Origin of the sequence: Burkholderia sp. BCC1638, from assembly GCF_902833195.1 — a bacterium.
Lineage (GTDB): Bacteria > Pseudomonadota > Gammaproteobacteria > Burkholderiales > Burkholderiaceae > Burkholderia > Burkholderia diffusa.
This window is the reverse complement of sequence record NZ_CADFEC010000004.1, coordinates 311,444-336,420: the sequence shown is the minus strand read 5'-3', so window position 1 is coordinate 336,420 and position 24,977 is coordinate 311,444. Positions and strand designations below refer to the sequence as shown.

The following is a 24,977-nucleotide window of genomic DNA, read 5'->3' as shown; positions in this document are numbered from 1 at the left end:
CGAACATGAACCAGCAAGCAGAACCGTTCCTGAACACCCTCGACCCGCAAGCCGACGCCGCGCAGGTGCACGTCTCGCGCGCGCACGAATCCGCGCACCTGCACGTGAGCGGGCGCGCGACCTACACCGACGACATCCCGCTCGTCGCGGGCACGCTGCACGCGGCGCTCGGGTTGTCCGCGAAGCCGCACGCGAAGATCCTGTCGATGAACTTCGACGCGGTGCGCGCGACGCCCGGCGTGGTCGCCGTGTTCACGGCTGACGACATCCCCGGCGTGAACGACTGCGGCCCGATCATCCACGACGACCCGGTGCTCGCGAAGGGCATCGTGCAGTTCGTCGGCCAGCCGATGTTCATCGTCGTCGCCACGTCGCACGAAATCGCGCGGCTCGCCGCGCGCCGCGCGCAGGTCGACTACGAGGAGCTGCCTGCGATCCTGACCGCGCAGGATGCGCGCAAGGCCGAAACCTACGTGATCCCGCCGCTGAAGCTCGCGCGCGGCGACGCGGCCGCGCGCCTGGCCGCCGCGCCGCATCGCGAGTCGGGCGAGATGCTGCTCGGCGGCCAGGAGCAGTTCTACCTGGAAGGGCAGATCGCCTACGCGGTGCCGAAGGACGACGACGGGATGCACGTGTACTGCTCGACGCAGCACCCGAGCGAGATGCAGCACCTCGTCGCGCACGTGCTCGGCGTCGCGTCGCACAACGTGCTGGTCGAATGCCGCCGGATGGGCGGCGGGTTCGGCGGCAAGGAATCGCAGTCGGGCCTGTTCGCGTGCTGCGCGGCGCTCGCCGCGTGGAAGCTGCTGTGCCCGGTGAAGCTGCGCCCTGACCGCGACGACGACATGATGATCACCGGCAAGCGGCACGACTTCCACTACCGCTTCGACGTCGGCTACGACGACGACGGCCGCCTCGACGGCGTCGCCCTCGACATGACGTCGCGCTGCGGCTTCTCGGCGGACCTGTCGGGCCCGGTGATGACGCGTGCGGTGTGCCATTTCGACAACGCGTACTGGCTCGGCGACGTCGACATCGCCGGCTACTGCGGCAAGACCAACACGCAGTCGAACACCGCGTTCCGCGGTTTCGGCGGCCCGCAGGGCGCGTTCGCGATCGAGTACATCCTTGACGACATCGCGCGCTCGCTCGGCCGCGATCCGCTCGACGTGCGCTACGCGAACCTGTACGGCAAGACCGAACGCAACGTGACGCCTTACGGGCAGACGGTCGAGGACAACGTGCTGCACGAACTGCTCGGCGAACTCGAGACGACGAGCGATTACCGCGCACGGCGCGCGGGCGTGCGCGAATTCAACGCACGCAACACGGTGCTGAAGAAGGGCATCGCGCTCACGCCGGTGAAGTTCGGCATCGCGTTCAACGTCACGCACTTCAACCAGGCCGGCGCGCTGGTGCACATCTATACCGACGGCTCGGTGCTCGTGAATCACGGCGGCACGGAGATGGGGCAGGGGCTCAACACGAAGGTCGCGCAGGTGGTCGCGCACGAGCTCGGCATCCGCTTCGGCCGGATCCGCGTGACGGCGACCGACACGAGCAAGGTCGCGAACACGTCCGCGACGGCCGCGTCGACGGGCTCCGACCTGAACGGCAAGGCCGCGCAGGATGCGGCGCGCCAGCTGCGCGAGCGCCTCGCGGCGTTCGCGGCGAAGCAGTTCGGCGACGGCAAGGTCGACGCGGCCGACGTGAAGTTCGGCAACGACTTCGTCTGGATCGGCGGCGCGAGCGTACCGTTCGGCGAGGTGATCGCGAAGGCGTATCTCGCGCGCGTGCAGCTGTGGTCCGACGGGTTCTACGCGACGCCGAAGCTGCACTGGGATCAGTCGAAGCTGCAGGGGCGGCCGTTCTACTACTACTCGTACGGCGCGGCCGTGTCGGAAGTCGTGATCGACACGCTGACGGGCGAGATGCGCACGCTGCGCGTCGACGCGCTGCACGACGTGGGCGCTTCGCTGAACCCGGCGCTCGACATCGGCCAGGTCGAAGGCGCGTTCATCCAGGGGATGGGCTGGCTCACGACCGAGGAGCTGTGGTGGAACGCGGGCGGCAAGCTGATGACGCACGCGCCGTCCACGTACAAGATTCCGACCGTCAACGACACGCCGCCCGAGTTCAACGTGCGGCTGTTCCAGAACCGCAACGTCGAGGACAGCATCCACCGGTCGAAGGCCGTCGGCGAGCCGCCGTTGTTGCTGCCATTCTCGGTGTTCTTCGCGGTGCGCGACGCGATTGCCGCGGTCGGCGACTACCGGGTGAATCCGCCGCTCGACGCGCCGGCCACCGGCGAGTCGATCCTGCGTGCGGTGAATGCGGTGCGTGCGGCGAGCGCCGCGCGGGCAGGCTGACATGAAACAGCTCCCCGGCTCACTGCGCCCGCCGCATGCCGCGCCGGATGCGCCCGCCGCCGGTTGCGACGGCGCGTGCGGCAACGCGGCGTCGCCGATACAGACGTTCGCGCCGGGCACCGGCCGGCGCCCCCGCGCGAATGCCGCGCCGCCGCCGATGCACATCGTGCTGTTCGGCGCGGGGCACGTCGGTCATGCGCTCGTCACGCTGCTCGGCGCACTGCCGTGCGTCGTGCAGTGGGTCGACACGCGCGACGAACTGTTCCCGGACGAATGTCCGCCGAACGTGCAGCCGGAGCCGACCGACACGCCGGAGGCCGTCGTCGACGCGGCGCCGCCCGGTGCGTACTTCCTCGTGATGACGCACAACCACGCGCTCGATTTCTCGCTCGCCGCGCAGATCATGCGGCGGCGCGACTTCGCGTACTTCGGGATGATCGGTTCGCGCACCAAGCGCGTGAAGTTCGAGCGCCGGCTTGCGGCGCGCGGCGTCGATTCGGCGCGGCTCACCGAGATGGTGTGCCCGATCGGCATCGCGGGCATCGTCGACAAGGCACCCGGCGCGATCGCGGTGGCCGTCTGCGCGGAACTGCTGCAGGCCCGCTCGGGCATGCCGGTGGCCGACACGAAGGCGGCCGCGGCGGGGCGCGTGCGCGACGACGTGAGCTGCGCGCGGTAACGACGGGTAACGACGCGGGTCGGCACGCCCGACGCACGTCCGCGCGTTTTTGCCTACACTGCACGGATCGCGCGGCATCGGGCCGCGCGTCATTTCGTGCAGGCACCATGTCCGATCCCCAGGTCTATCTCGACGCACTCGATGCAAGCATCGTCGACATCGAGCGCTGGCTGTCCGGCACCGATACTTCACCCGCGGCGCTCGATGCGCTGATCGCAGCCTTTTCCGCCGATTTCACGATGATCTTGACCGACGGTCGCGCGCTCGACCGCGACGGCACGCGCGCGCTGTTCGCGACGCTCGGCGGCGCGAAGCCGGGGCTGCGCATCGCGCTGTCGGACATCCGCGTACTCATGGCCGACGCATCGCACGCGGTGCTCACCTATCTCGAAGCGCAGCAGGCGGCGTCGGGCGAACTGCCCGCGCGTCGCGCGACCGCCGTGTTCGCGCGCGACGCGGCCGGCATCGTGCGCTGGACCCATCTGCAGGAAACCTTCTGCACGGCCTGAGCGCCGGCACTGCGTCGTCGCGCGCTGGCAATGCCGCGCGGCGTCAGCGCTTGCGGCCGCGTGCGGCGGTCAGCTCGTCGGACACGCTCTGCATCAGCGCGCACAGCCACGCGATGTCGGTCGGGCGGTCGGGGTGCGGGTGCGTGAGCAGATAGCTCTTGATGCGCGGGAACGGCACGGGCGGCGTGACGACGACGAGCGGCAGCAGCTGCGCATAGTGCGTCGCGAAGCGGCGCGTCGTCGTGAAGATCAGGTCCGACTGCAGCAGCACCTGCGGCACGATCCCGAAATACGGCAGCGTCGTCACGATCCGCCGCGTGAGGCGGGCGCGCGCGAGGCCGATCTCGATCGCGTTGCGCTTGTCGCCGGTGTACGGCGTCGGCGCGACGTGCGCGGCCGCCGCGTAGGCTTCGCGCGTGAGCGGTTCGCGCGCGAGCGGATGCGCGTCGCGCATCAGGCACACGATCGTGTCGGAGAACAGGTCCTGGCGCGCGAACTGCGGGTCGGGCTTCGGCCAGTTGCCGATCACGAGATCGAGCGCGCCCGATTCGAGCGCCTCCGCGTGATCGAGCGCGGGGTTCAGCGAGTCGATTTCCAGATGTGCATGCGGCGCCGCGTCGCGAAAGCGCTCGATCAGCGTCGGCATGAAGAAATCGTTCAGGTAGTCGGGCGCGGCGACGCGGAACGTGCGCCGCGCCGACGACGGGTCGAAGTCGCCGTGCGGCGTCGCGATGAAGTCGACCTCGCGCAGCGCACGCGACGCCGCCCCGAGCAGCGACGCGCCATACTCGGTCGGCACCATCCCGGACTTGCCGCGCACGAGAATCGGGTCGTTCAGCGTCTCGCGCAGCTTGCGCAGCGCGGTGCTGATCGCGGGCTGGGTCTGGTTCAGCCGCAGCGCGGCCTGCGTGACGCTGCGCTCGAGCAGCAGCGTGCGCAATACGCGCACGAGCCAGATATCGAGCGAGGCGGTACGGTCGTCGTCTTCCATCGGTGCGCGGTGATTCGGCAGAAGCGTAACCTTACCGCAGCCACGCGTCGCGGTGCGTGATACCGGCCATCACACGCGCCCCTTCGGCAGCGTGCTGATTCGCTTGACCTCGCGCGACTCGAGCCAGTTCGGCGTGCGCGCGCAGTACAGCACCATCGGCAGCGCGTCCTCGCCCCAGAACAGCTGCTGGTTCATCCAGAACGTCGGTACGCCGAACACGCCGAGCGCGATCGCGTCGTCGGTGTTGCGGCGCAACTGCGCGCTCGTTTCCTCGAATTCGATCAGCTCGTCGCCGTGCCCGACGCCGACGCGCTCGCACAGCGCGGCGAACCCGTTCGGCGTCGACGGGTCGTTGCCGTCGTGCCAGATGAAGCGGAATATTTCCAGCACGGTCGCGATGTCGGCGCGCAGCGCGATCGCGAGGCGCAGCACCTTGTCGGAGTCGAACGGATGCGCGGGCGGCATCTTGAAGCGGATGCCGAGCTGTTCGGCGCGAAACAGCGCATGGCGGTACGTGAACATGCGCTTGGCCGGCACGTCGGCGCTCGGGCGCTGTCCCCAGTGGCGCTGCAGGTCGGGCAGCGACACGGCGATGGGGTCGAACGGTACGTCCGGCCACTTGTCGTGCTGTTCGAGCAGCAGGTAGGAGAACGGCGACACGAAGTCGAAGAACCAGGCAGGTTGGGCGGTGTCGAGGCCGGTTGTCATGGCGATCTCCAGAGAGTGGGGCGTGTGCGCCTCGCGGCGGCCTTCATGTTACGTGGCGGCGCGCGGACGCAGCCGCGCGGATGCAGCAATGATCGCGGATCGGCCGCTCATGCGGAACCGGGAGTCGCCCGAGGGGGCTCGCCGGCCGGCGCCGCCGCCGCGCCGCCGCGCGTCGCGGCGAGGCCGCCGGCGCCGGGTGTGCCCGACGTGCCCGATGCGGCGTCGTGGTCCTGCGCGGTGAGCCGCTCGCGCACGAAGCCGATGTGCTCGCGCAGCACGTAGAACTGCCCGGCATACGCGAGCGGCATCTTCATTCGATTCACGGCTTCCTCGATGTCGTCGAGTTCGTCGAGCAGATGGACGCGCTCCTCGGCCGTATGCTCGCCGAGCGCGCGGCGCTCGAGCGCGATCAGCGCGCCGTACCAGCGGTAGATACGCGAACGCACGCGCCAGCCGTACAGCGACGGCACCAGCCGCAGCCCGGGGATCAGCACGACGATCAGCGGCACCACGACGACCAGCAGCCGGTCGACGAGACTCGCGACCCAGAACGGCAGCCGCCGGTACAGGAAGGTCTTGCCCGACTTGTAATAGCGCGCCGCGTCATCGGACAGCGGGAAGCCGCGCGTGACGGCCGACGGGAATTCGCCCGCGTGTTGCAGGATCGTCGCGTGGCCGTGCACTTCGCGCGCGGCCTCGATCAGCAGGTCGGACAACGCGGGGTGCAGCGAATCGCGCGCGACCAGCTCGATCGTCGGTGCGACCGTGTGGATGTCGGCGGGCGGCAGGTTGCGGCCGAGATCGTAGACGCCCATCGGCAGCGTGATCGCGGTCAGGTATGGAAAGCGCCGCGCGTACGCCTCGGCCTGCGTGAACGAGTACACGTGCACGCCGGGCGCGCGGAACAGCTTCGCCATCACCGGGATCTGCGTCGAGTCGCCGGACAGGAAGGCGGCGTCGATCGTGCCGTCGAGCAGCGCGGTCGCGGCGTCCTCGCCGGCCGTCGGCAGCAGCTCGGTCGAGCCGCCCGGCACGATGCCGTTCATCTTCAGCAGCGCCAGGCTCAATTCGCGCGCGCCGCTGCCTTCCGCGCCGAGCGCGAGCCGCTTGCCCTTGAAGTCGGACAGGCGCGCGACCACCGGGCCGCGGTACATGATCGCGAGCGGCACGTAGCCGATGCTGCCGAGCGATACCAGGTGCTCGTCGCGCTCCTTCGGGCCGATGCCGCTCTGCACGAAGCCGACGTCGACCGGCGCATTCGGGTTCGACAGCCGCGCGAGGTTCTGCGCGGATCCTTCGGATGACTGGACGTCGAGCGTGACGCCGTTCTTCGCGAGGATCGTCTTGTATTTCTGCGCGGCGTTCCAGTAGGTGCTGCCGGGCGGGCCGGACGAAATCACGAGCGTGGACGGCGGCGCCGGCTGGATCAGCTTGACCGCGAGCCAGACCGCCGCGACCGCGAGCAGCACGGTGGGGCCGATCGACAGCGCGAGGTCGCGCCACGACACCGCGACGAAGCGGGCGAGGATGCGGCGGGGCGGGCGAGGGCGGGCTGGCTTCATGACGTGGCGGATGACACGGGCGTGACGCGTCGATGACGGGCGTCACGGACGATGTACGCGATGCAGGGTCTGGCGGCGATGGTACCCGGTTTCACCCGGCATGCGCGAGTTCGGCGCGGTGGCGCGGCCTGGGACGCGGGCGCGCGAGCCGGCCGCCGCCGGGCGCTCGCGCGTCAAAAGCTTTGCGCTTCGGCGGGCGCTGGATTACATTGTGCGTCGCAGCCGCGACCGATTCGCGCGCGACCCGGCACGCAATAGACCGGGCGCGTCCGGCCGGCGGCTGTCCGGCCCGGCCGGCCCGCATTCGCGTGCGCCGGTCGCCGGCCCGTGTCGCCTCTCTCGCATCGCCGTGGAAATCATCGGCCATCCCGCCCGTTCGCGCGCGGGCCGGCCGCCTTTGGGGGTATCCGGCCGTACTGTGCACGGCCGTTCCGAAGTCATAAGGAGATAGCATGAAGTCGATCGTGTTGAGAGCGTTGGGTGTTGCGGCCGTGGCGGCCTGTCTGTCGGGCAGCGTATATGCGCAGTCGAGCGACGCGGCGGCAACCGAGGCGCCGGCTGCGGCAGCGAGCTCGCCGAAGGCCGCGGCCAAGACCGCGAAGAAGGCGAACCGCCAGCTCGGCTACGCGGTGCGCAAGGCAATTACGAAGGCTGGCGGCATCGACGTGGCAAACCTCGTCGTGCGCTCGAAGGGCGGCGCGATCTCGCTGGAGGGCACGGTGCCCGACCAGGCACAGATCGACAAGGCGGAAGAGGCAGCGAAGAGCGTGAAGGGCGTGACGTCGGTCTCGAACAAGCTGACGGTCCAGCAGCAATGATGCTGGGCGGCGGCGCGCCAGCGCCGCGCGCCCGCTTGCGGCGGGCCCCGGTGTACCGGGGCCCGTTTGCGCTTTAGAATGCCTCGGGCCTGCCGCTTTGCGCCAGGCCCCCCCGAACGGGTATCCCCAAGGGTTTTCCTTCGGGACGGAAAGTGCTGGACGGCCCGGCGTTTCTTCCGAGGCCGTGAGCCGCGCACGACGCAGCGGCGGACCGATAACGATATCGAGAGGTCGGCAATGACGACGCACGGGTGGGGCAGTCGGATTCTCTTGGGCGCGGCGCTGGTCGCGGTCGCGATGCTCGGCGCCTGCAACGGCGACGATTCGGGCGAGCGCAACCGGCTGCCCGGTTTCGTGTCCGGCAGCGTGCGCACGACCGCTTACGACGGCTCGAGCGACGATCTGCTGACGGCCGGCCTCGGCAAGACCGGGCTCGCCACGGCCACCGCGCCCGCGTTCGCGAATCCGTCCCGGCCGACGAGCGCCGAGCTGCGCCGGGTCGCGATCTGGTCGAACTACCGCGCGCTCGTCGACATGAGCGCCAACGGCGGTTACGGCCGTTTCTGGGGGCCGAACGTCGACCTCGACGGCAACGACACGCTCGGCGAGGGCAAGATCCCCGGCACCGAATATCTCGCGTATTCCGATGACGGCAGCGGCCGCAAGAACGTGACGCTGCTCGTGCAGGTGCCCGCGAGCTTCGATCCCGCTCAGCCATGCATCGTCACCGCGACGTCGTCCGGTTCGCGCGGCGTGTACGGCGCGATTTCGGCGGCCGGCGAGTGGGGCCTCAAACGCGGCTGCGCGGTCGCATACAACGACAAGGGCGGCGGCAACGGCGCGCACGAACTCGGCACCGACACGATCACGCTGATCGACGGCACACTCGCCGACGCCGTGCTTGCCGGCAACGCCAGTCTCTTTACCGCCAACGTCACGAGCGGCGACCTGGCCGCGTTCAACAGCCGCTTCCCGAACCGCTACGCGTTCAAGCACGCGCATTCGCAGCAGAACCCCGAGCAGGACTGGGGGCATGTGACGCTGCAGTCGGTCGAATTCGCATACTGGGCGCTCAACGAGCAGTTCGGGCCGCTGCTCGACGGCTCGCATCACGGCGTGCGGTACCGCCCGGGCGACATCACGACGATCGCCGCGTCCGTCAGCAACGGCGGCGGCGCGGCGCTGGCGGCGGCCGAGCAGGACACGCGCCGCTGGATTACCGCGGTCGTGGTCGGCGAGCCGCAGGTCAACGTGCGGATGGCGCCGAACGCGGTCGTGCGCGAGGGCGGCCAGCCGGTGCCGTCGTTCGGCCGGCCGCTGGCCGACTACGCGACGCTCGCGAACCTGCTGGAGCCGTGCGCGGCCGCATCGGCGTCGCTCGCGGGCGCGCCGTATCTGAGCGCGCTGCCGGCCGCCACCACGCAGTCGATCCGCGCGCAGCGCTGCGCGACGCTCGCCGCGGCGGGGCTCGTGTCGGGCGCCGATACGCAAAGCCAGGCCGCCGACGCGCTCGCGCAACTGCATGCGGTCGGCTATCTCGCCGATTCCGACCTGCTGCAGGCGCCGATGTGGGATTCGCAGGCGATCCCGGCGATCGCGGTCACCTATGCGAACGCGTACACGCGCTCGCGCGTGACCGACAATCTGTGCAATTTCAGCTTCGCGACCACCAGCGCGGCGACGGGCACGGTCGCGCCGCCCGCCTCGTCGCCGATGCCGGCCGTGTTCGGTCTTGGCAACGGCGTCCCGCCGACCGCCGGCGTCAGTCTCGTGTTCAACACCGGCGCGGGTGTCGACCACCGGCTCGCGACGCCCGATGCGAGTTTCGCGGGCGCGCTGTGCCTGCGGCAGCTGTGGACCAACGGAATGCTCGACATGCCGGCGAACGTCGACGCGGTGCGCGTGAACGCGAACCTGCAGGGCAAGCCCGCGATCATCGTGCAGGGCCGCAGCGACGCGCTCGTGCCCGTCAATCACGCGTCGCGCGCATACGTCGCGCAGAACGGCATCAGCGAAGGCGGTCGCAGCCAGCTCGTGTTCTACGAGGTGACGAACGGACAGCACTTCGATGCGTTCCTGCCCGTCGCGGGCTTCGACACGCGCTTCGTGCCGGTCCACTACTACAACCTTCAGGCGCTGAACCTGATGTGGCGGCACCTGAAAAGCGGTGCCGCGCTGCCGCCGTCGCAGGTGATCCGCACGGTGCCGCGCGGCGGCACGCCGGGCGCCGCGCCGGCGTTGACGAGCGCGAACCTGCCGCCGATCTCGGCGTCTCCCGGCGCGAACACGATCACGACCGGCGCTGGCGCGATCGACGTGCCGCTCTGACGGCGCCCGCCGCGCCGCGATACGGAAGCCGGACAGTCGTCCGGCTTTTTTCTTTTCAGCGCCTGGAATCCGTCCCCGCATTGGCCTTTATCGGAATGGCGCGCGCTGTAACAAATTATTACTTTACGGCGGAAAACCCGGAATCTATTATGCGCCGATATTTTCACTTAATTTAATAAATTCCCGTAAAGACAATATTCCTTTCCGTATAGTTAATCGATCCTTTCGATTTTATTAAATCGGCTCGAACTGCGATTGGTCGCCGTTTGGCGATTGATTGGCATTTCGCCGAAGGGGATTGTTCGTCTGTTGGAAGCGAAGGCGCCTTGTCTGGCGGGCTTTGCGGGGAATGCTTTTGCTTGCTGTTTCTCGCGCATGCGGATGATGGGGCTGAATTCGCATTGCCGCGCATTATTGAATCGTCGTTTGCAATGGAATTGATTCCATTGCGCGGTCGCAGAATATGGGTGGGGTAAATCGTGCCGATCGGTATTCGCCGATCCGGTAAAAAACTCGGAGTGCATCGCAAAACGAATGCGCTCCCGGTGCGGAGCGCCGGCGCAAATGATCCTTTGCGACCGGCGGTATTTATCGTTCTGTTCGAGAGGCAATAATGACGACACTGAAGTCCTTGAAAGACGGTTTCGCGCTATTTGGAACGACACTGAGCCTGCCGCTCGCCGCAGCCGCGGCCGCGGCGCTGCTCGTCACCGGGTGCGGCGGCGACGACGGGTCCGGCCCGACCGCCGCCACCGCGGCGGCCGCGACGACGTCGAACGGCAGCACGGCGGCCACCGCCAATGCCACGGCCGCCGTCCCGGCCGACCAGCCGTACGTCGACAACGACGTGTACGGCACCGGGCCGAACGACGCAGTCACGGATTCGACCGAAGGGGCCGCGGTCGTGCACCGCCAGGTCACGATTGGCGGCAAGACCGTCCAGTACACGGCCACCACGGGCCACCTGACCACCATCGATCCGATCACGTCGGCACCGAACGCGAAGATGTTCTACGTCGCGTACACGCAGGACAACCCGGACCCGTCGAAGCCGCGCCCGGTCACGTTCTTCTACAACGGCGGCCCCGGCTCGTCGTCGGTCTACCTGCTGCTCGGCTCGTACGGGCCGAAGCGCCTGCAGTCGTCGTTCCCGAACTTCACGCCGCCGGCCCCGTACAAGCTGCTCGACAACCCGGACAGCCTGCTCGACCGCACCGACCTCGTGTTCATCAATCCGGTCGGCACCGGCTACTCGGCGGCGATCGCCCCGGCGAAGAACAAGGACTTCTGGGGCACCGACCAGGACGCGCACTCGATCGATCGCTTCATCCAGCGCTACCTGACCAAGTACTCGCGCTGGAACTCGCCGAAGTTCCTGTATGGCGAGTCGTACGGCACGGCGCGTAGCGCGGTCGTGTCGTGGGTGCTGCACGAGGACGGCATCGACCTGAACGGGATCACGCTGCAATCGTCGATTCTCGACTATGCGAACGCGCTGTCCGCGCCGGGCACCTTCCCGACGCTCGCGGCCGACGCGTTCTACTGGAAGAAGACGACGCTCAACCCGACGCCGACCGATCTCGACGCGTACATGGTGCAGGCCCGCAACTACGCGGACAACACGCTCGCGCCGCTCGCGCAGAAGCCGAATCCGCAGGACGGCGGTTTCGTGAACGTGAGGCTGAACCTGAACCTGCAGACCGCGCAGCAGATGGGCTCGTACATCGGCACGGATCCGACGTCGCTGATCCAGACGTTCGGCAACCCGGCCGCGCTCGGCAACGTGCCGTCGTCGGACGACAACCCGCCGTACACGTTCTTCCTGACGCTCGTACCGGGCACGCAGATCGGTCAGTACGACGGTCGCGCGAACTTCACGGGCAAGGGCATCGCGCCGTACATCCTGCCGAACTCGGGCAGCAACGATCCGTCGATCACGAACGTCGGCGGCGCGTACACGGTGCTGTGGAACAGCTACATCAACACCGACCTCAAGTACACGTCGACGTCGTCGTTCGTGGACCTGAACGACCAGGTCTTCAACAACTGGGACTTCAGCCACACGGACCCGACCGGCGCGAACAAGGGCGGCGGCAATACGCTGTACACGGCCGGCGACCTGGCGGCGACGATGAGCGTGAACCCGGACCTGAAGGTGCTGTCGGCGAACGGGTATTTCGATGCGGTCACGCCGTTCCACCAGACCGAGCTGACGCTCGCGCAGATGGCGCTCGATCCGACGCTCAAGGCGCAGAACCTGACGATCAAGAACTACCCGTCGGGCCACATGATCTACCTGAACGACGCGTCGCGGACCGCGTTGAAGGGCGACCTCGCCAACTTCTACGACGGGATCCTCGCGAACCGTACCGCGCTGCAGCGCGTGCTGAAGCTGCAGGCGCGCACGCAGCAGCTCAAGCAGCAACAGTTGAAGCAGCAGGGGCAGTAAGCATCGCGTTGCGGCCCGCACGGTCCGGCCTCGCGCCGGGCGGTGCGGGGGTTCGCGAGGCCCCGGATGGACGACAGCCCGATCGGCGCAGGCCGGTCGGGCTGTTTTTTTCAGAGGATGGCGGTGCCGGCGCCCGGCGGTGCGACCTACGCGAGCACGAGCCGCACGCCGACCGCGACGAGCGTCGCGGCGAGCAGGTTGCGCAGCAGCCGTTCGGGCGCGCGCGCCGACAGCAGGCTGCCGAGCACGATGCCGGGCAGCGAGCCGAGCAGCAGCGACAGCAGCATCGACCAGTCGACCGAGCCGAGCAGCCAGTGGCCCATGCCCGCGACGAGCGTGAGCGGCACAGCGTGCGCGATGTCGGAGCCGACGATGCGCGTGGTCGCGAGCATCGGGTACAGCAGCAGGAGCACGGTGACGCCGATCGCGCCGGCGCCGACCGACGTCATCGACACGAGCACGCCGAGCACGGCGCCCGTCAGCACCGTCGACCACAGCGTGCGCGCGGGGCTCGGCGCGAGCGGGTTGCGCGCGGCGAGCGCGGTCAATTGCGGACGGAAGATCAGCGCGAGCGACGTGAGCAGCAGCGCGACGCCGAGCACCAGCTGGATCAGCCGCGCGGTGCCGGGCGAATTCATCCCGTGCGTGTGCAGCACCCACAGCGTGACGGCTGCGGCCGGGACACTGCCGGCCGCGAGCCGGCCGGTGATGCGCCAGTCGATCGACCCCTTCAGCCCGTGGACGAGCGTGCCGGTGGCCTTGGTCGCGGCCGCGTACAGCAGGTCGGTGCCGACCGCCGTCGCGGGGTGGACGCCGAACAGCAGCACGAGGATCGGCGTCATCAGCGAACCGCCGCCGACGCCCGTCAGGCCGACGAGAATGCCGACGAACAGGCCGGACAGGGAGTACAGCAGATCGATATGGGGAAGCGACATCGGAAGCAGGCGGTTATGCGGCGTTCGGCGGCGGCGCGCGGCCGCGGCGCGCGCATCAAAGTCCGCCATTGTCGCAAAAGTGGCGCGTCGGTGTACGACTACGTTAAAAATCGGCCGGGAAGGCTTGCTGGACGGGCAGTTGGTGGCGGGTGAAACGGTCGTTTGAATGGGGCCGGGCCTGACGTGGCCGTGCGCCGGCGTCGCCGGGTGTTTCGCCGATGGTTTGCTATCGGGCATGACGGGGGCGACGCGCGCCCCCGGTTCAGGCACGGACGGCCATCAATGCATCGCGGGACCGACGCCGGCAACGGCGTCCTGGCGGCGGATGCGCAGCGCGAGGCCGAGCAGCCCGGCCGCGGCCGCAAAAGCCGCGCCGACCGCGAACGCGGCGTGGTAGCCGCCGTTCAGCGCGTCGAGCGGCGTGGCGTGCGCCGCCGCGAGCGCATCGGTGCGCGCGGCTGCGAGGCTCGCGAGCACGGCGAGGCCGAGTGCGCCGCCCATCATGAACGCGGTGTTGACGATGCCCGACGCGAGCCCCGAATCGGCCGGGTCGACATCGCTCATCGCGGCGAGCAGCACCGGATTGAACGCGACGCCGGCGCCAATGCCGAGCAGCGTCATGCCCGGCAGCACGTGCCAGATGAAGCTGCCGTCCGCCGGCGCGCGGGAGAACAGCGCAAGGCCGCACGCCGCGATCAGCAGGCCGGCCGCGATCGGGCCGCGGATGCCGAAGCGCATCACGATCCGCGCCGACAGCCCGAGCGAGAACGCGGCCATGATCAGGTTCGCCGGCAGGAACGCGAGCCCGACCTGCAGCGGCCCGTAGCCGAGCACGCGCTGCATGTAGAGCGCGGACAGGAAGAACCACGCGAACATGGCCGCCGCCCACAGCACGCCGATCACGTTCGCGAGCGCGACGTTGCGCGCGGCGAACAGCGTGAGCGGCATCAGCGGATGCGCGACGCGCGCCTCGATCGCGATGAACAGCGCGAGCAGCACGACGGCCGCGCCGATCAGCGCGACGGTCTGCGTCGACAGCCAGCCAGCCTCGTTGCCGCCGACGATCCCGTAGACGGCGAGCATCAGCGACGCGGTCACGGTGATCGCACCCGCGACGTCGAGCCGCGCGGCGCCGGCCGGCGCGCGCATGCGCGGCAGCAGCGCGACGCACATCGCATAGACCGCGATGCCGATCGGCAGGTTGACGAGGAAGATCCAGTGCCACGACAGCGTGCTCGTCAAGAGCCCGCCGAGCAGCACGCCGATGCTGCCGCCGCCCGCGCAGACGAAGCCGTAGACGCCCATCGCGCGCGCCCGTTCGCCCGGTTCGGTGAAGAGATTCATGATCAGCGACAGCGACACGGCCGACACGATCGCGCCGCCGAAACCCTGCACCGCGCGCGCGGCGATCAGCATCGCCTGCGATTGCGCGAGGCCGCAGGCGAGCGATGCGAGCGTGAACACGACGAGGCCGGCGAGGAACATGCGCCGCTGGCCGTACAGGTCGCCGAGCCGGCCGCCGAGCAGCAGGCAGCCGCCGAACGTCAACAGGTACGCGTTGACGACCCACACGAGGGCCGTCTCGGTGAAGTGGAGGTCGGTGCTGATCGACGGCAGCGCAACGTTCACGATCGTGCTGTCGAGCACGATCATCAGCACGCCGAGGCAGAGGACGATCAGCGCATACCAGCGCTTCTCGCCGTGGATCCCGTGGGTCATGGGTTGGCCGCCTTCTCTCTGATAGTTATTTGAAAGGCTGCATTGTAGGCGTCATCCGCGCGCGCTTCCTGCCGGTTTATGGCAGGAGCGACGCGTAGCGGCGGCGCGCGTCGCGCGGCGCCGGAGGTTATCCGCGCGGCGGCAGTTCGCAGCCGTCGGGGCCGCACGCGGCGGCGGCGTCGCCGGCGAATTCGACGATGGCGCCGTCGCGCCACGCCTGCTCGAGCGCCTGCGCGAACACGTCGGCCGGCTGGGCGCCCGATACCGCGTAGCGGCCGCCGAACACGAACAGCGGCACGCCGCGTCCGCCGATCTGCGCCGCGCGCGCGATGTCGGCCTCGACTTCGTCGCGGTACGCGTCGCTGCGCAGCACGGCTTCGACGGCCGAGCGCTCGAGCCCCGCTTCGACCGCGAAGTCGATCAGCGACGCGTGGTCGAACAGCGAGCCGTGCTCGCAGAAATACGCGCGGTACAGCCGCTCGGTCAGCGCATGCGCACGGCCGGTGGCCTCTGCGAGCTTCACGAGCCGGTGACCGTCGAGCGTGTCGCCGACGAACGTGCCGGGCAGGTCGTAGCTCAGCCCGACGCTCGCGGCCGCATCCGTCACCTGACGCAGCATCTGGTCGACCTGCGCGGGCGACATCCGGTACTTGCCCGCGAGCATCGCCTCGACCGGTTCGACCGGCTGGCCCGGCATCAGCCGGTACGCGCGCAGCGCGACGTCGACGTGCTCGGCGTGCGCGAACGCGGCGAGCGCCTCATCGAAGCGGCGCTTGCCGATCCAACACCATGGGCAGATCAGGTCGGACCAGATTTCGACGGTCAGGATCGGGCGGGCAGTCGGGGCAGGGGTGGTCGTCATGAGCGGTCCGGGGCGGCAAATAAATGTAACCGGGACTATATCACTTTATGCTTCGATGCTTCGTCGGCTCGCCCGGGCGGAGCGGGGCGGCCCGGATGCTTCACGAAGCATAGTCACGGACCGGGTGTACCGGTAGCGATTGTCGATGCCAGTTGGGGCGCCGCCCGCCGCCCGCGCCGCTTACACGTCGCCCTGCGTTTCCTTCAGATGCTTGAGGTGCTTGTAGACGGTCGCGCGCCCCATCCCGAGCACGTTCGCGACGTAGTTCGCGGCGCTCTTGCCGCGGAACGCGCCTTCCGCGTACAGCGCCTCGACGAGCTCGCGCCGGTGCTCGCGCGTGAGCCCGTTCAAGCCGACCTGCCGCTCGCGCAGCCAGCCGTGCAGGAACGTGTTGATGCGTTCCTGCCAGTCGTCGCGGAACAGCTCGTCCGGTTGCGCGACGATGCCCGCGCCCTTGATGAAGACGTCGAGCGTCGCGCGGACGTCGTCGAACACCGCGATGTTGAAGTTGATGCACATCATCCCGGCCGGGCGGCCTTCGTCGTCGAACAGCACGTTGCTCACGCAACGCATCCGCCGGCCGTCCCAGTTCAGCTTTTCGTACGGACCGATCACGCGCTCGCGCGCCGAATGATCGATTTCCTCGAGTGCGGAGTCGTCGCCGACCTCGCGCTTCGACAGGTTGTTCGCGAGATACAGCACGGTCTGGTCGTGCAGGTCGTGGATCACGACTTCCGCATACGGGAAGAACAGCGCCGCGATGCCGTCGGCGATCGGTGCATAGCGGGTGAGCAGCAGGTCTTTGACGGGGGATTGCTTCTTGCGCATCGGAATCGCCATCTCGGGTAAGCGGGGGCCGGGCGGTGCGTCGGCGCGGCGCGCCGGCGTGCCGTCGACCGGCTGCTCCGTGCGCCCGCGCGCTGCCGCCGCGGCGGTTGCGCCATTGTATCGGCCCCGCGTGCGCGTGCCGCTCATGCGCGCGTCAGATGCGTGTACAGCGCATGTGCGATCGCGATGTCCTCGAGCCCGAGGCCGATCGAGCGGAAGAATGCATGACGCGTGCGCGACGGCGCCGCGCAGGTGCCGGCGACGAGCGCGGGCAGGTCGCCGACGATCCGCTCGGGCGTCCAGCCGTGCCCGGCCGCCGCGATCTGCATCTCGCCCGCGCTCGCGGGCGTCGTGTGCCGGTAGTCGCAATACACGTCCATGTCGGGCAGCCACGCGGGCGGGATTTCGTGCGCGCGCGCGACGTTGGTGCTGATCGACGTGACGAGCGTGGGGCGCGTGAGCATGCCGTCGGCGAGCACCGGCGTGCCCGACGACGTGCACAGCATCACGACGTCCGCGTCGCGCACGCACGCCTCGACGCTGGCGGCCGCACGGGCCCGCGGATCGATCCGCGCGAGCGCCGCCTGCAGCGCCGGGTCGCCGGCGAGCGCGGGCGAATGAACGCTGATCGATGCCCAGTCGCGCAACGCCGCGGTGTGGCGCAGATGCGCGAGGCCGACCGCGCCCGTGCCGATCACGGCGAGCCGGCGCGCGTCGCGCGGCGCGAGGCAGTCGACCGCGAGCGCCGTCGTGCCGGCCGTGCGCTCGACCGTCAGCAGCCCCGCGTCGCACCACATCAGCGGCTGGCCGGTGCGCATCGACATCAGCGCGGTCCATGCGGTGACGATCGGTTTGCCGCCGGTCACGACGTACGGCGACAGCTTCGCGCCGAACACCTGCTCGTCGGCGAGCGCGCCGAGATACGTGATGAAATCGCCGGCCTGCGCGGGGAACAGCGTGAGCGTCTGCGGCGGCTGCACCGCGCGGGCCGACGCGAGCGACGCGAACATGCGGCGCAGCGTGCCCAGCACGTCGAGCGACGGCAGCGCCGCGCGCACCGCGGCTTCGTCGACGGTCAGCGGCAGGGTCGGGGCGGGTTGCGTCATGGGACTTCTCCGGTCGGGGCCGGACAGGACAGTCTCCAAATAGCGCGTCCGGCGGTGTTCGTGATGGACTAAAAGTCTAATATAGACAAAGTAAGTTGGGTGAATTTTTCTTTTCAGGAGCGGGAGGAGTCGATTTCTTCGGAAAAAACATCGATAAATCAACGACGCGGAGCATGGCCGACGGCATCTCACGGGACTGCGTGAGCGCCGGATTATCGTATCCCCTATAGTCTATAGTAGACTAAGAGTCTATATTTCCGCGTGCAGACCGGCGTGCCGTCGCACGATGACCGGTCTTCATCGCCTCAATCCGGAATCGAAGGACATCCGTCATGAACTGGAAGCTTTCCCTCTGCGCCGTCGCGGCGCTTGCGTGCGCGGCCGTCACGGCCCACGCGGAACAGACCACGCTGCGCTTCGGGATCGAAGCCGCGTATCCGCCGTTCGAGAGCAAGACGCCGGCCGGCCAGCTGCAGGGTTTCGACGTCGACATCGGCAATGCGGTGTGCGCGAAGCTGAACATGAAGTGCGTGTGGGTCGAGAATGCGTTCGACGGGCTGATCCCGGCGCTGCAGGCGCGCAAGTTCGACGCGATCAATTCGGCGATGAACATCACCGCGAAGCGCAAGCAGAGCATCGATTTCACGCCGGCGATCTACGTGGTGCCGATCGTGATGGTCGCGCACCGCGGCTCGCCGCTGCGGCCCGATGCCGCGAGCCTGCGCGGCAAGCACGTCGGCGTGCTGCAGGGCTCGTCGCAGGAGGATTTCCTGAAGGCGCACTGGGCGAATGCGGGCGTGGCCGTCGTGTCGTACCAGGATCAGGACCAGATCTATGCCGATCTCGTCGCCGGGCGTCTCGACGCGGCCGTGCAGGAGGCGCAGACCGCGCAGGACGGTTTCCTCGACAAGCCGGCCGGCCGCGACTATCAAATCGTCGGCGACGCGCTGAAGGATCCCGCGACGCTCGGCGAAGGCACCGGCTTCGGGATGCGCAAGGGCGACAAGGCGCTGCAGGCGAAGATCGTCGGCGCGCTGGACGCGCTGAAGAAGGACGGCACGCTGAGCGCGCTGTCGCAGAAGTACTTCAAGCGCGACATCGTCGCGAAGTAAGCCTGGCCGCGCGCCGGCCGCGGTGTCGGCGCGCGTCGCACCGAATCTCGACGCAGTACGGGGAAGCATGGATTTCGACGTCATCGTTCTGGGGGCCGGCATCGTCGGTGTGTCGTCGGCGCTGCATCTGCAGGATCGCGGGCTGCGCGTCGCGCTCGTCGACCGGCGCGCGCCCGGCGAGGAGACGAGCCACGGCAATGCCGGGCTGATCGAGCGCTCGTCGGTCGTGCCGTACGCGTTCCCGCGCCGTCTCGGCACGCTGCTGCGCTACGCGCGCAACCGCTCGGTCGATCTCTACTGGGATTACAAGGCATTGCCCGCGTATGCGGGCTGGCTCGCGCGCTTCTGGCGCGAATCGTCGCCGCAGCGGCTCGCGGCCGCCGCGCGCGACATGCTGCCGCTCGTCGCGGCGAGCGTCGTCGAGCACGACGCGCTGCTCGCGCGCACCGACGCGCAGCCGCTCGTGCATGACGGCGGGTGGATCGAGGCGTTCCGTTCGCCGGCGCTGTTCGACGCGGAAACGCGCGCGCAGCAGCGGGTGGCCGACGCGCACGGGTTGCGGATGAGCGTCCTCGACGCGCGCGCGTTGCGCGAACGCGAGCCCGGCATCGGCGACGCATTCTGCGGCGCATTCCACTGGCAGGACCCGAAGACCGTGTCGAGCCCCGGGGGCCTGACGAAGGCGTACGCGCGGCTGTTCGAGCGCGACGGCGGCACGTTCGTGCACGGCGACGCGACGACGCTCGCGCAGGTGAGCGACGGCTGGCAGGTCAATACCGAGCATGGGCCGATCGCGGCCCGCTCGGCCGTGGTCGCGCTCGGGCCGTGGTCCGATCACGTGTTCGCGCCGCTCGGCTACCGGATTCCGCTGCGCGCGAAGCGCGGCTATCACATGCATTACCGGCCGACCCGCGCGTCGCTGAACGTGCCCGTGTGCGATACCGAGGCGGGTTTCGTCGTCGCGCCGATGGAGGGCGGACGCCTGCGGCTCACCACCGGCGTCGAGATCGCGTTGCGCGGCACGCCGCCGACCGGCGTGCAGCTCGCGCGCGCCGAGCCGCTGGCGCGCGACGCGTTCGGCATCGGCGAGCGGCTCGATCCGGCGCCGTGGCTCGGGATGCGGCCGTGCACACCCGACATGCGTCCGGTGATCGGGCCTGCGCCGCGCCATCGTCATCTGTGGTTCGCGTTCGGCCATTGCCATCACGGACTCACGCTCGGCCCCGCGACCGGGCGTCTGCTTGCCGAGATGATGACGGGCGAGCCGACCTACATCGATCCACATCCATACCGACCCGCGCGCTTCGGCTGAGCGCGTTTCGATATGACGGCCGCCCCGGTGCGGCCGTCACATTTTTTCATTTGGTAATCCGCATTATCCGCGGTCGCGCGAATGGAAATTGTCTGCGTAATTGATCGGAAAGAAATCGCTAAATAAGAAAATCGGTAAACAAGCGATTTATTAATGCATTTTCATGAAAATGAAATGCGAAACAGGCGATTTGGCCGGGCAATCCGGCGGCGCTTTCGTGCCGGACGTTCCGATGTGGCACGGAATGTACCGGAACACGTTACTTCGGGCCTCGCAAACGTTACGTTACATTCGCGCGCCAGACGTCTGATTCATCAGATGATTATGGCTGTGCGATCTGTTTATTTGCCCTGAAATCCATATAAAACCGTTATTGGCTTGCAATGAGCCGACGAATCAATCCGCTTTAACCGGGTGGCACACTTCGTGCAATCCGTCCCCATGCTTTATCAACGTAGTGCCAACCGAGATGGGGTAAAGATGGGACAAAAGCTTAAATTGACGGGTGTGGCGCTGTCGGTCGCGACGGTGTTCGGGGTGCTGGCTTCCGGTTCGGCTATCGCGGGGACGCTCGATGCGCTGCCGCTTCCGCAGGTAATCGTGAATCCGCCGACGAACAGCGTCTCGATCGGGCTGGCCGCGACCGGCACGTCGCCGTTGGGTTCGGTCACCGTGGCGGCGGGCGGATCGGGCGCGATCCAGACGTCGCTCGGCAATCCGGCGCAAGCCTTGTCGGGCGCGGTGAACGCGCTGCAAGGCGCGCTCGGCGGCGCTGGCGGCACGGTGACGCCGCTCGCGCCGGTGCAAGGCGTGGTGAACCAGGTGACGGGGGCGCTTGGTGGCGGCAATCCGGCGGGTGCGTTGACTGGCGCGTTGGGCACGGCTACGGGGACGTTGAGCAATGCGGTTGGTACGGTGACGGGCGCGCTGGGTAGCGTCGGCGGCGGGGCGAATCCGCTGGCGCCGGTTCAAGGCGCGGTGAATCAAGTGACGGGCGCGCTCGGTGGCGGCAACCCGGCAGGTGCGTTGACCGGTGCGTTGGGCACGGTCACGGGTGCGCTGGGTAACGTCGGTGGCGGTGCAAACCCGCTGGCGCCGGTTCAAGGCGTCGTCAATCAAGTAACGGTGGCGCTCGGTGGTGGCAACCCGGCAGGTGCGTTGACTGGCGCGCTGGGCACGGTCACGGGCGCACTGGGCAACGTCGGCGGCGGTGCAAACCCGCTGGCACCGGTTCAAGGCGTCGTCAATCAAGTGACGGGGGCGCTCGGCGGCGGCAATCCGGCAGGTGCCTTGACCGGCGCGTTGGGCACGGTCACGGGCGCACTGGGTAGCGTTGGCGGCGGCACGAATCCGCTGGCGCCGGTGCAGGGCGTGGTGAATCAAGTGACGGGCGCGCTCGGTGGCGGCAACCCCGCCGGTGCGTTGACGGGTGCGCTGGGCACGGTCACGGGCGCACTGGGCAACGTCGGCGGCACGAACCCGCTGACACCGATCCAGAACGTCGTCGACCAGGTCACGGGCACGGTGGGCAGCGGCAATCCTGCCGGTGCGCTGAGCAATGCGGTCAATACGATCACGGGGACGCTCGGCAACATCGGTGGCGCATCGAGCCCGCTGGCACCGGTGCAAGGCGCCGTCACCCAACTCGCCGGCACGCTTGGCAACGGCAACCCGGCCAGTGCACTGACGGACGCCGTGAACTCGATGACGGGCGCACTCGGCAACCTCGGCGGTACGAACCCGTTGGCGCCGGTGCAGGGCGTCGTGAACCAGGTCGTCGGCACGTTGTCGGGCGCCGGCGGCGGCAGCCCGATCGCGCCGATCACGAACCTCGTCAGCAGCCTGCAGAACGCACTGCCGACGGGGGGCAATGCGGCCGGCGCGTTGACCGGTGCGCTCGGTTCGGTCACGAGCGCACTCGGCAACCTCGGCGGCACGAACCCGCTGGCCCCGGTTCAAGGCGTCGTGAACCAGGTGGTCGGCACGCTCGGCAGCGGCAACCTGGCAGCCGCACTGAGCAACGCGGTGAATTCGGTGACGGGTGCACTCGGCAATCTCGGCGGCACGAACCCACTGGCGCCGGTGCAAGGTGTCGTGAACCAGGTTGTCGGCACGCTCGGCGGCAGCAATCCGGCAGGCGCACTGAGCAACGCAGTCAGTTCGGTGGCGGGCGCACTCGGCAACCTCGGCGGCACGAATCCGCTGGCGCCGGTGCAGGGCGTCGTGAACCAGGTCGTCGGCACGCTGTCGGGCGCAGGCGGCAGCCCGATCGCGCCGATCACGAACCTCGTCGGCGGTCTGACCGGCGGCAGCAACCCGGCCGGCGCACTGACCGGTGCACTCGGTTCGGTGACGGGCGCCCTCGCGAACGGTCCGGCAGCCCTCGGGCAGGCGGCCGGCGCGCTGTCGGGCGCGGCCGGTTCGACGGCTGCGGCGGGCGGCAGCCTGCTCGGCTCCGGCGCGAGCGCGGCCGGCAGCACGGCGGGCGCGACTGGTTCGCTGGTGTCGACGACCGGCAACGCGACAGCAACGGTCGTCAATGCCGTCGGCACGACGCTGGGCGCGGCGCTGGGTTCCACGCCGAGCCTGTCGGTCACGCCGCACTCGGGCAACGGCTCCGCGAACAACCCGCTCGCACCGGTGTCGACGCTGCTGCAGGCGGTGACTGGCGCATTGCCGAAGTAACCGGCCGGAACGCGCGGCGGCGGTCCATCGCCTGCCGCGTGCAACGGGTCGTACGACGCGGCATGACAGCAATGTCATGCCGCGTTTTTCTTGGGGATCCCGAGGTGTTTCGTGCGAGGAATGGCGCCGCTTCGTGGGGCGGCATGGAATAACTGGCCGGATTCGTCCGTTTACATACCGAGTCTCGGCGCGGCCGGACAGCGGGATAATGGGCATCACGAAGTCGACGTCCCGTCCGGCGGCATCGTGCCGCGACGCCATGCCAAGGAGAACGGGAATGAAGACGATGATGTTCGCCGTCGCACTGACGGTCGCGATCGCGCGGCCCGCGGCCGCCGAGCCGCCGCAGGCCGGTGACGGGAAACTGGTCGACGAAGATCACATGACGCTGTACGTGTTCGATCACGACGCGCCGGGCAAGAGCACCTGCACCGGCACCTGCGCGGCCAACTGGCCGCCGGCGCTCGCCGACGGATACGACAAGGCGTCGGGTGCGCTGAGCCTCGTCACGCGCGACGATGGGAAGAAGCAATGGGCTTACCACGGCCGTCCGCTGTATCGCTGGAAGATGGACCGCAAGGCCGGCGACGCGGGCGGCGACGGAATCGGCGGCATGTGGCACGTCGCGCGTCCCTGAACACCGACCGACGGACTGACGGCGCGGCGACGCGCGAGGCATCCGGATGAGCTACGAATCGGACCTGCTGGTGTGGTTGCCGCATCTCACGCGATATGCGCGCGCGCTGACGGGCGACCGGGCCTGGGCGGACGATCTCGTGCAGGACACGCTCGAGCGCGCGTTGAACCGGCCGCCGCGCGACGGCGGCAACCTGCGTGCGTGGCTGCTGACGCTGCTGCGCCACCGCTTCATCGACCAGTTGCGCGCGCGGCACGAGATCGCGGTCGACGATGCGACCGCGCCATGGCAGACGATGGCCGCGCCGACCGACGAGATCGGCGGCCTGCTGTTGCGCGACGTGCAGCGCGCGCTGTACCGGCTGCCCGTCGAGCAGCGCGAGGTGCTGCTGCTGGTCGCGCTCGAGGAATTGAGTTACCGCGACGCCGCGCAGGTGCTCGGCGTGCCGGTGGGGACGGTGATGTCGCGGCTGTCGCGGGCGCGTGAACAGATGCGTGCGCTGCTGTCCGACGAGCCGCCGGCGCGCGGCGCGGCCGCGTTACGGGTGATCGGGAAGACATGATGGACGACGATCCGCGCAAACCTTCGAACGATCGGGACGGCGGCGCCGACGCGTCGGCGCAACTGCTGTCGGCGCTGCTCGACGGCGAGCTGTCCGGGCAGGAGCGCCGCGAGGTGCTCGAACGGCTGGCGTCCGATCCGCGCGAAGCCGATCGGTTCGCGCATTACCGCGCGCAGCGCGACGCGCTGCAAGCGCTGTTCCCGCTGCCGGCCGCCGCACCCGCGCTGTTCGTGCAGCGGCGCGTGCCGCGTTGGCGCGGCGTCGCGTATGCATTCGCGGGCCTGGCGGCCGGGCTGGTGATCGGCGTCGCGCTGCACGCGGGCTGGACGACCTTCGGCGCTGAGCCGGCCTTCGCCGCGCGCGCGGACGTCGCCTACGCCGTGTACGCGGCCGATCGCGAACATCCGGTCGAGGTCGACGCACGCGATCCGGCGCGCCTTGCCGCGTGGCTGTCCGTGCGTCTCGGGCGGCCCGTGCGCGCGCCGTCGCTCGACGAATACGGCTATGCGTTGCTGGGCGGCCGGCTGCTGCCGGGCGACGCGGGGCCGGCCGCGCAACTGATGTACCAGCGCGCGGACGGCAAGCGCGTGACGCTCTACATGACGGCCTACGATGCGCGGCGCTTCGCGCCCCGGGCGATGTCCGCGGGCGGTCGCGATACGTACTTCTGGTCCGATCGCGGCATGGGTTATGCGCTCTCCGGACACGCCGACGAACGACGGCTGCGCGAGCTCGCGATCGAAGCATGCGGCGCGCTCGGCGGACCGACCGACGCGTGGAAGGGCTGACGCGCGCGACATCGGCAG

General features: G+C 69.1%; 20 protein-coding genes. 12 read left to right on the top strand and 8 right to left on the bottom strand.

Annotated elements, in window-relative coordinates:
- Positions 1–5 precede the first annotated feature (5 nt).
- The 3 genes from xdhB to HWX22_RS06945 all read left to right on the top strand — a co-directional run bounded on the left by xdhB (position 6) and on the right by HWX22_RS06945 (position 3,557).
- Positions 6–2,369 (top strand): xanthine dehydrogenase molybdopterin binding subunit, encoded by a 2,364-nt coding sequence (gene xdhB / locus HWX22_RS06955; RefSeq protein ID WP_175915288.1) that lies wholly within the window; start codon positions 6–8, stop codon positions 2,367–2,369.
- Position 2,370: 1 nt separating this feature from the next.
- Positions 2,371–3,048: a xanthine dehydrogenase accessory protein XdhC gene (gene xdhC / locus HWX22_RS06950; RefSeq protein WP_175915287.1), complete on the top strand. Its 678-nt coding sequence runs from the start codon at positions 2,371–2,373 to the stop codon at positions 3,046–3,048.
- Positions 3,049–3,155: 107 nt separating this feature from the next.
- Positions 3,156–3,557: a polyketide cyclase gene (locus HWX22_RS06945; protein WP_175915286.1), complete on the top strand. Its 402-nt coding sequence runs from the start codon at positions 3,156–3,158 to the stop codon at positions 3,555–3,557.
- 43 nt (positions 3,558–3,600) lie between these two features.
- Here HWX22_RS06945 and HWX22_RS06940 read toward each other — a convergent pair whose 3' ends face one another.
- The 3 genes from HWX22_RS06940 to HWX22_RS06930 all read right to left on the bottom strand — a co-directional run bounded on the left by HWX22_RS06940 (position 3,601) and on the right by HWX22_RS06930 (position 6,818).
- A complete protein-coding gene (locus tag HWX22_RS06940; RefSeq protein ID WP_059530460.1) occupies positions 3,601–4,548 on the bottom strand; it encodes a LysR family transcriptional regulator in 948 nt (315 codons plus the stop codon).
- A gap of 69 nt (positions 4,549–4,617) precedes the next feature.
- The gene (locus tag HWX22_RS06935) at positions 4,618–5,256 is read right to left on the bottom strand and encodes a 2-hydroxychromene-2-carboxylate isomerase (RefSeq protein WP_175915285.1); all 639 of its coding nucleotides are present in this window, start codon (positions 5,254–5,256) and stop codon (positions 4,618–4,620) included.
- Positions 5,257–5,363: 107 nt separating this feature from the next.
- Positions 5,364–6,818 carry a TAXI family TRAP transporter solute-binding subunit gene (locus tag HWX22_RS06930; protein ID WP_175915284.1) on the bottom strand — a complete coding sequence of 485 codons (1,455 nt, stop codon included), beginning with the start codon at positions 6,816–6,818 and terminating at the stop codon, positions 5,364–5,366.
- A gap of 452 nt (positions 6,819–7,270) precedes the next feature.
- On the opposite strand from HWX22_RS06930, the gene HWX22_RS06925 reads away from it, so the two are divergent.
- The 3 genes from HWX22_RS06925 to HWX22_RS06915 all read left to right on the top strand — a co-directional run bounded on the left by HWX22_RS06925 (position 7,271) and on the right by HWX22_RS06915 (position 12,413).
- Positions 7,271–7,636, top strand: coding sequence for a BON domain-containing protein (locus HWX22_RS06925; protein ID WP_059820137.1), 366 nt, complete (start codon positions 7,271–7,273; stop codon positions 7,634–7,636).
- A 237-nt stretch (positions 7,637–7,873) separates the two neighbouring features.
- Positions 7,874–9,964 (top strand): D-(-)-3-hydroxybutyrate oligomer hydrolase, encoded by a 2,091-nt coding sequence (locus tag HWX22_RS06920; RefSeq protein WP_175915283.1) that lies wholly within the window; start codon positions 7,874–7,876, stop codon positions 9,962–9,964.
- A gap of 613 nt (positions 9,965–10,577) precedes the next feature.
- Positions 10,578–12,413, top strand: a complete 1,836-nt coding sequence (locus HWX22_RS06915; RefSeq protein ID WP_175915282.1) for a peptidase S1 — start codon at positions 10,578–10,580, stop codon at positions 12,411–12,413.
- Between the two features lie 146 nt (positions 12,414–12,559).
- Here HWX22_RS06915 and HWX22_RS06910 read toward each other — a convergent pair whose 3' ends face one another.
- From HWX22_RS06910 to HWX22_RS06890, 5 genes are all read right to left on the bottom strand, one after another.
- A complete protein-coding gene (locus tag HWX22_RS06910) occupies positions 12,560–13,348 on the bottom strand; it encodes a sulfite exporter TauE/SafE family protein (protein WP_175907612.1) in 789 nt (262 codons plus the stop codon).
- Between the two features lie 279 nt (positions 13,349–13,627).
- On the bottom strand, positions 13,628–15,067 hold the full coding sequence (locus tag HWX22_RS06905; RefSeq protein ID WP_175915281.1) for a DHA2 family efflux MFS transporter permease subunit: 1,440 nt from the start codon (positions 15,065–15,067) through the stop codon (positions 13,628–13,630).
- Between the two features lie 127 nt (positions 15,068–15,194).
- Complete coding sequence (locus HWX22_RS06900) at positions 15,195–15,929, bottom strand: DsbA family oxidoreductase (protein ID WP_059699350.1); 735 nt, start codon at positions 15,927–15,929, stop codon at positions 15,195–15,197.
- Between the two features lie 180 nt (positions 15,930–16,109).
- Positions 16,110–16,904 (bottom strand): PAS domain-containing protein, encoded by a 795-nt coding sequence (locus tag HWX22_RS06895; RefSeq protein ID WP_175915280.1) that lies wholly within the window; start codon positions 16,902–16,904, stop codon positions 16,110–16,112.
- The gene (locus HWX22_RS06890) at positions 16,901–17,863 is read right to left on the bottom strand and encodes an ornithine cyclodeaminase family protein (RefSeq protein WP_175915279.1); all 963 of its coding nucleotides are present in this window, start codon (positions 17,861–17,863) and stop codon (positions 16,901–16,903) included. Before HWX22_RS06890 ends, HWX22_RS06895 begins: the two co-directional genes overlap by 4 nt.
- 332 nt (positions 17,864–18,195) lie before the next feature.
- On the opposite strand from HWX22_RS06890, the gene HWX22_RS06885 reads away from it, so the two are divergent.
- The 6 genes from HWX22_RS06885 to HWX22_RS06860 all read left to right on the top strand — a co-directional run bounded on the left by HWX22_RS06885 (position 18,196) and on the right by HWX22_RS06860 (position 24,959).
- Positions 18,196–18,975 (top strand): ABC transporter substrate-binding protein, encoded by a 780-nt coding sequence (locus HWX22_RS06885; RefSeq protein WP_059530430.1) that lies wholly within the window; start codon positions 18,196–18,198, stop codon positions 18,973–18,975.
- 67 nt (positions 18,976–19,042) lie between these two features.
- A complete protein-coding gene (locus HWX22_RS06880) occupies positions 19,043–20,287 on the top strand; it encodes an FAD-binding oxidoreductase (RefSeq protein ID WP_175915278.1) in 1,245 nt (414 codons plus the stop codon).
- A 480-nt stretch (positions 20,288–20,767) separates the two neighbouring features.
- A complete protein-coding gene (locus tag HWX22_RS06875) occupies positions 20,768–22,972 on the top strand; it encodes a hypothetical protein (protein ID WP_175915277.1) in 2,205 nt (734 codons plus the stop codon).
- 277 nt (positions 22,973–23,249) lie between these two features.
- Positions 23,250–23,609, top strand: coding sequence for a hypothetical protein (locus HWX22_RS06870; RefSeq protein WP_059820144.1), 360 nt, complete (start codon positions 23,250–23,252; stop codon positions 23,607–23,609).
- Between the two features lie 46 nt (positions 23,610–23,655).
- Positions 23,656–24,171, top strand: coding sequence for a sigma-70 family RNA polymerase sigma factor (locus HWX22_RS06865; RefSeq protein WP_059530417.1), 516 nt, complete (start codon positions 23,656–23,658; stop codon positions 24,169–24,171).
- Positions 24,171–24,959, top strand: coding sequence for an anti-sigma factor (locus HWX22_RS06860; RefSeq protein ID WP_175915276.1), 789 nt, complete (start codon positions 24,171–24,173; stop codon positions 24,957–24,959). Before HWX22_RS06865 ends, HWX22_RS06860 begins: the two co-directional genes overlap by 1 nt.
- Positions 24,960–24,977 lie beyond the last annotated feature (18 nt).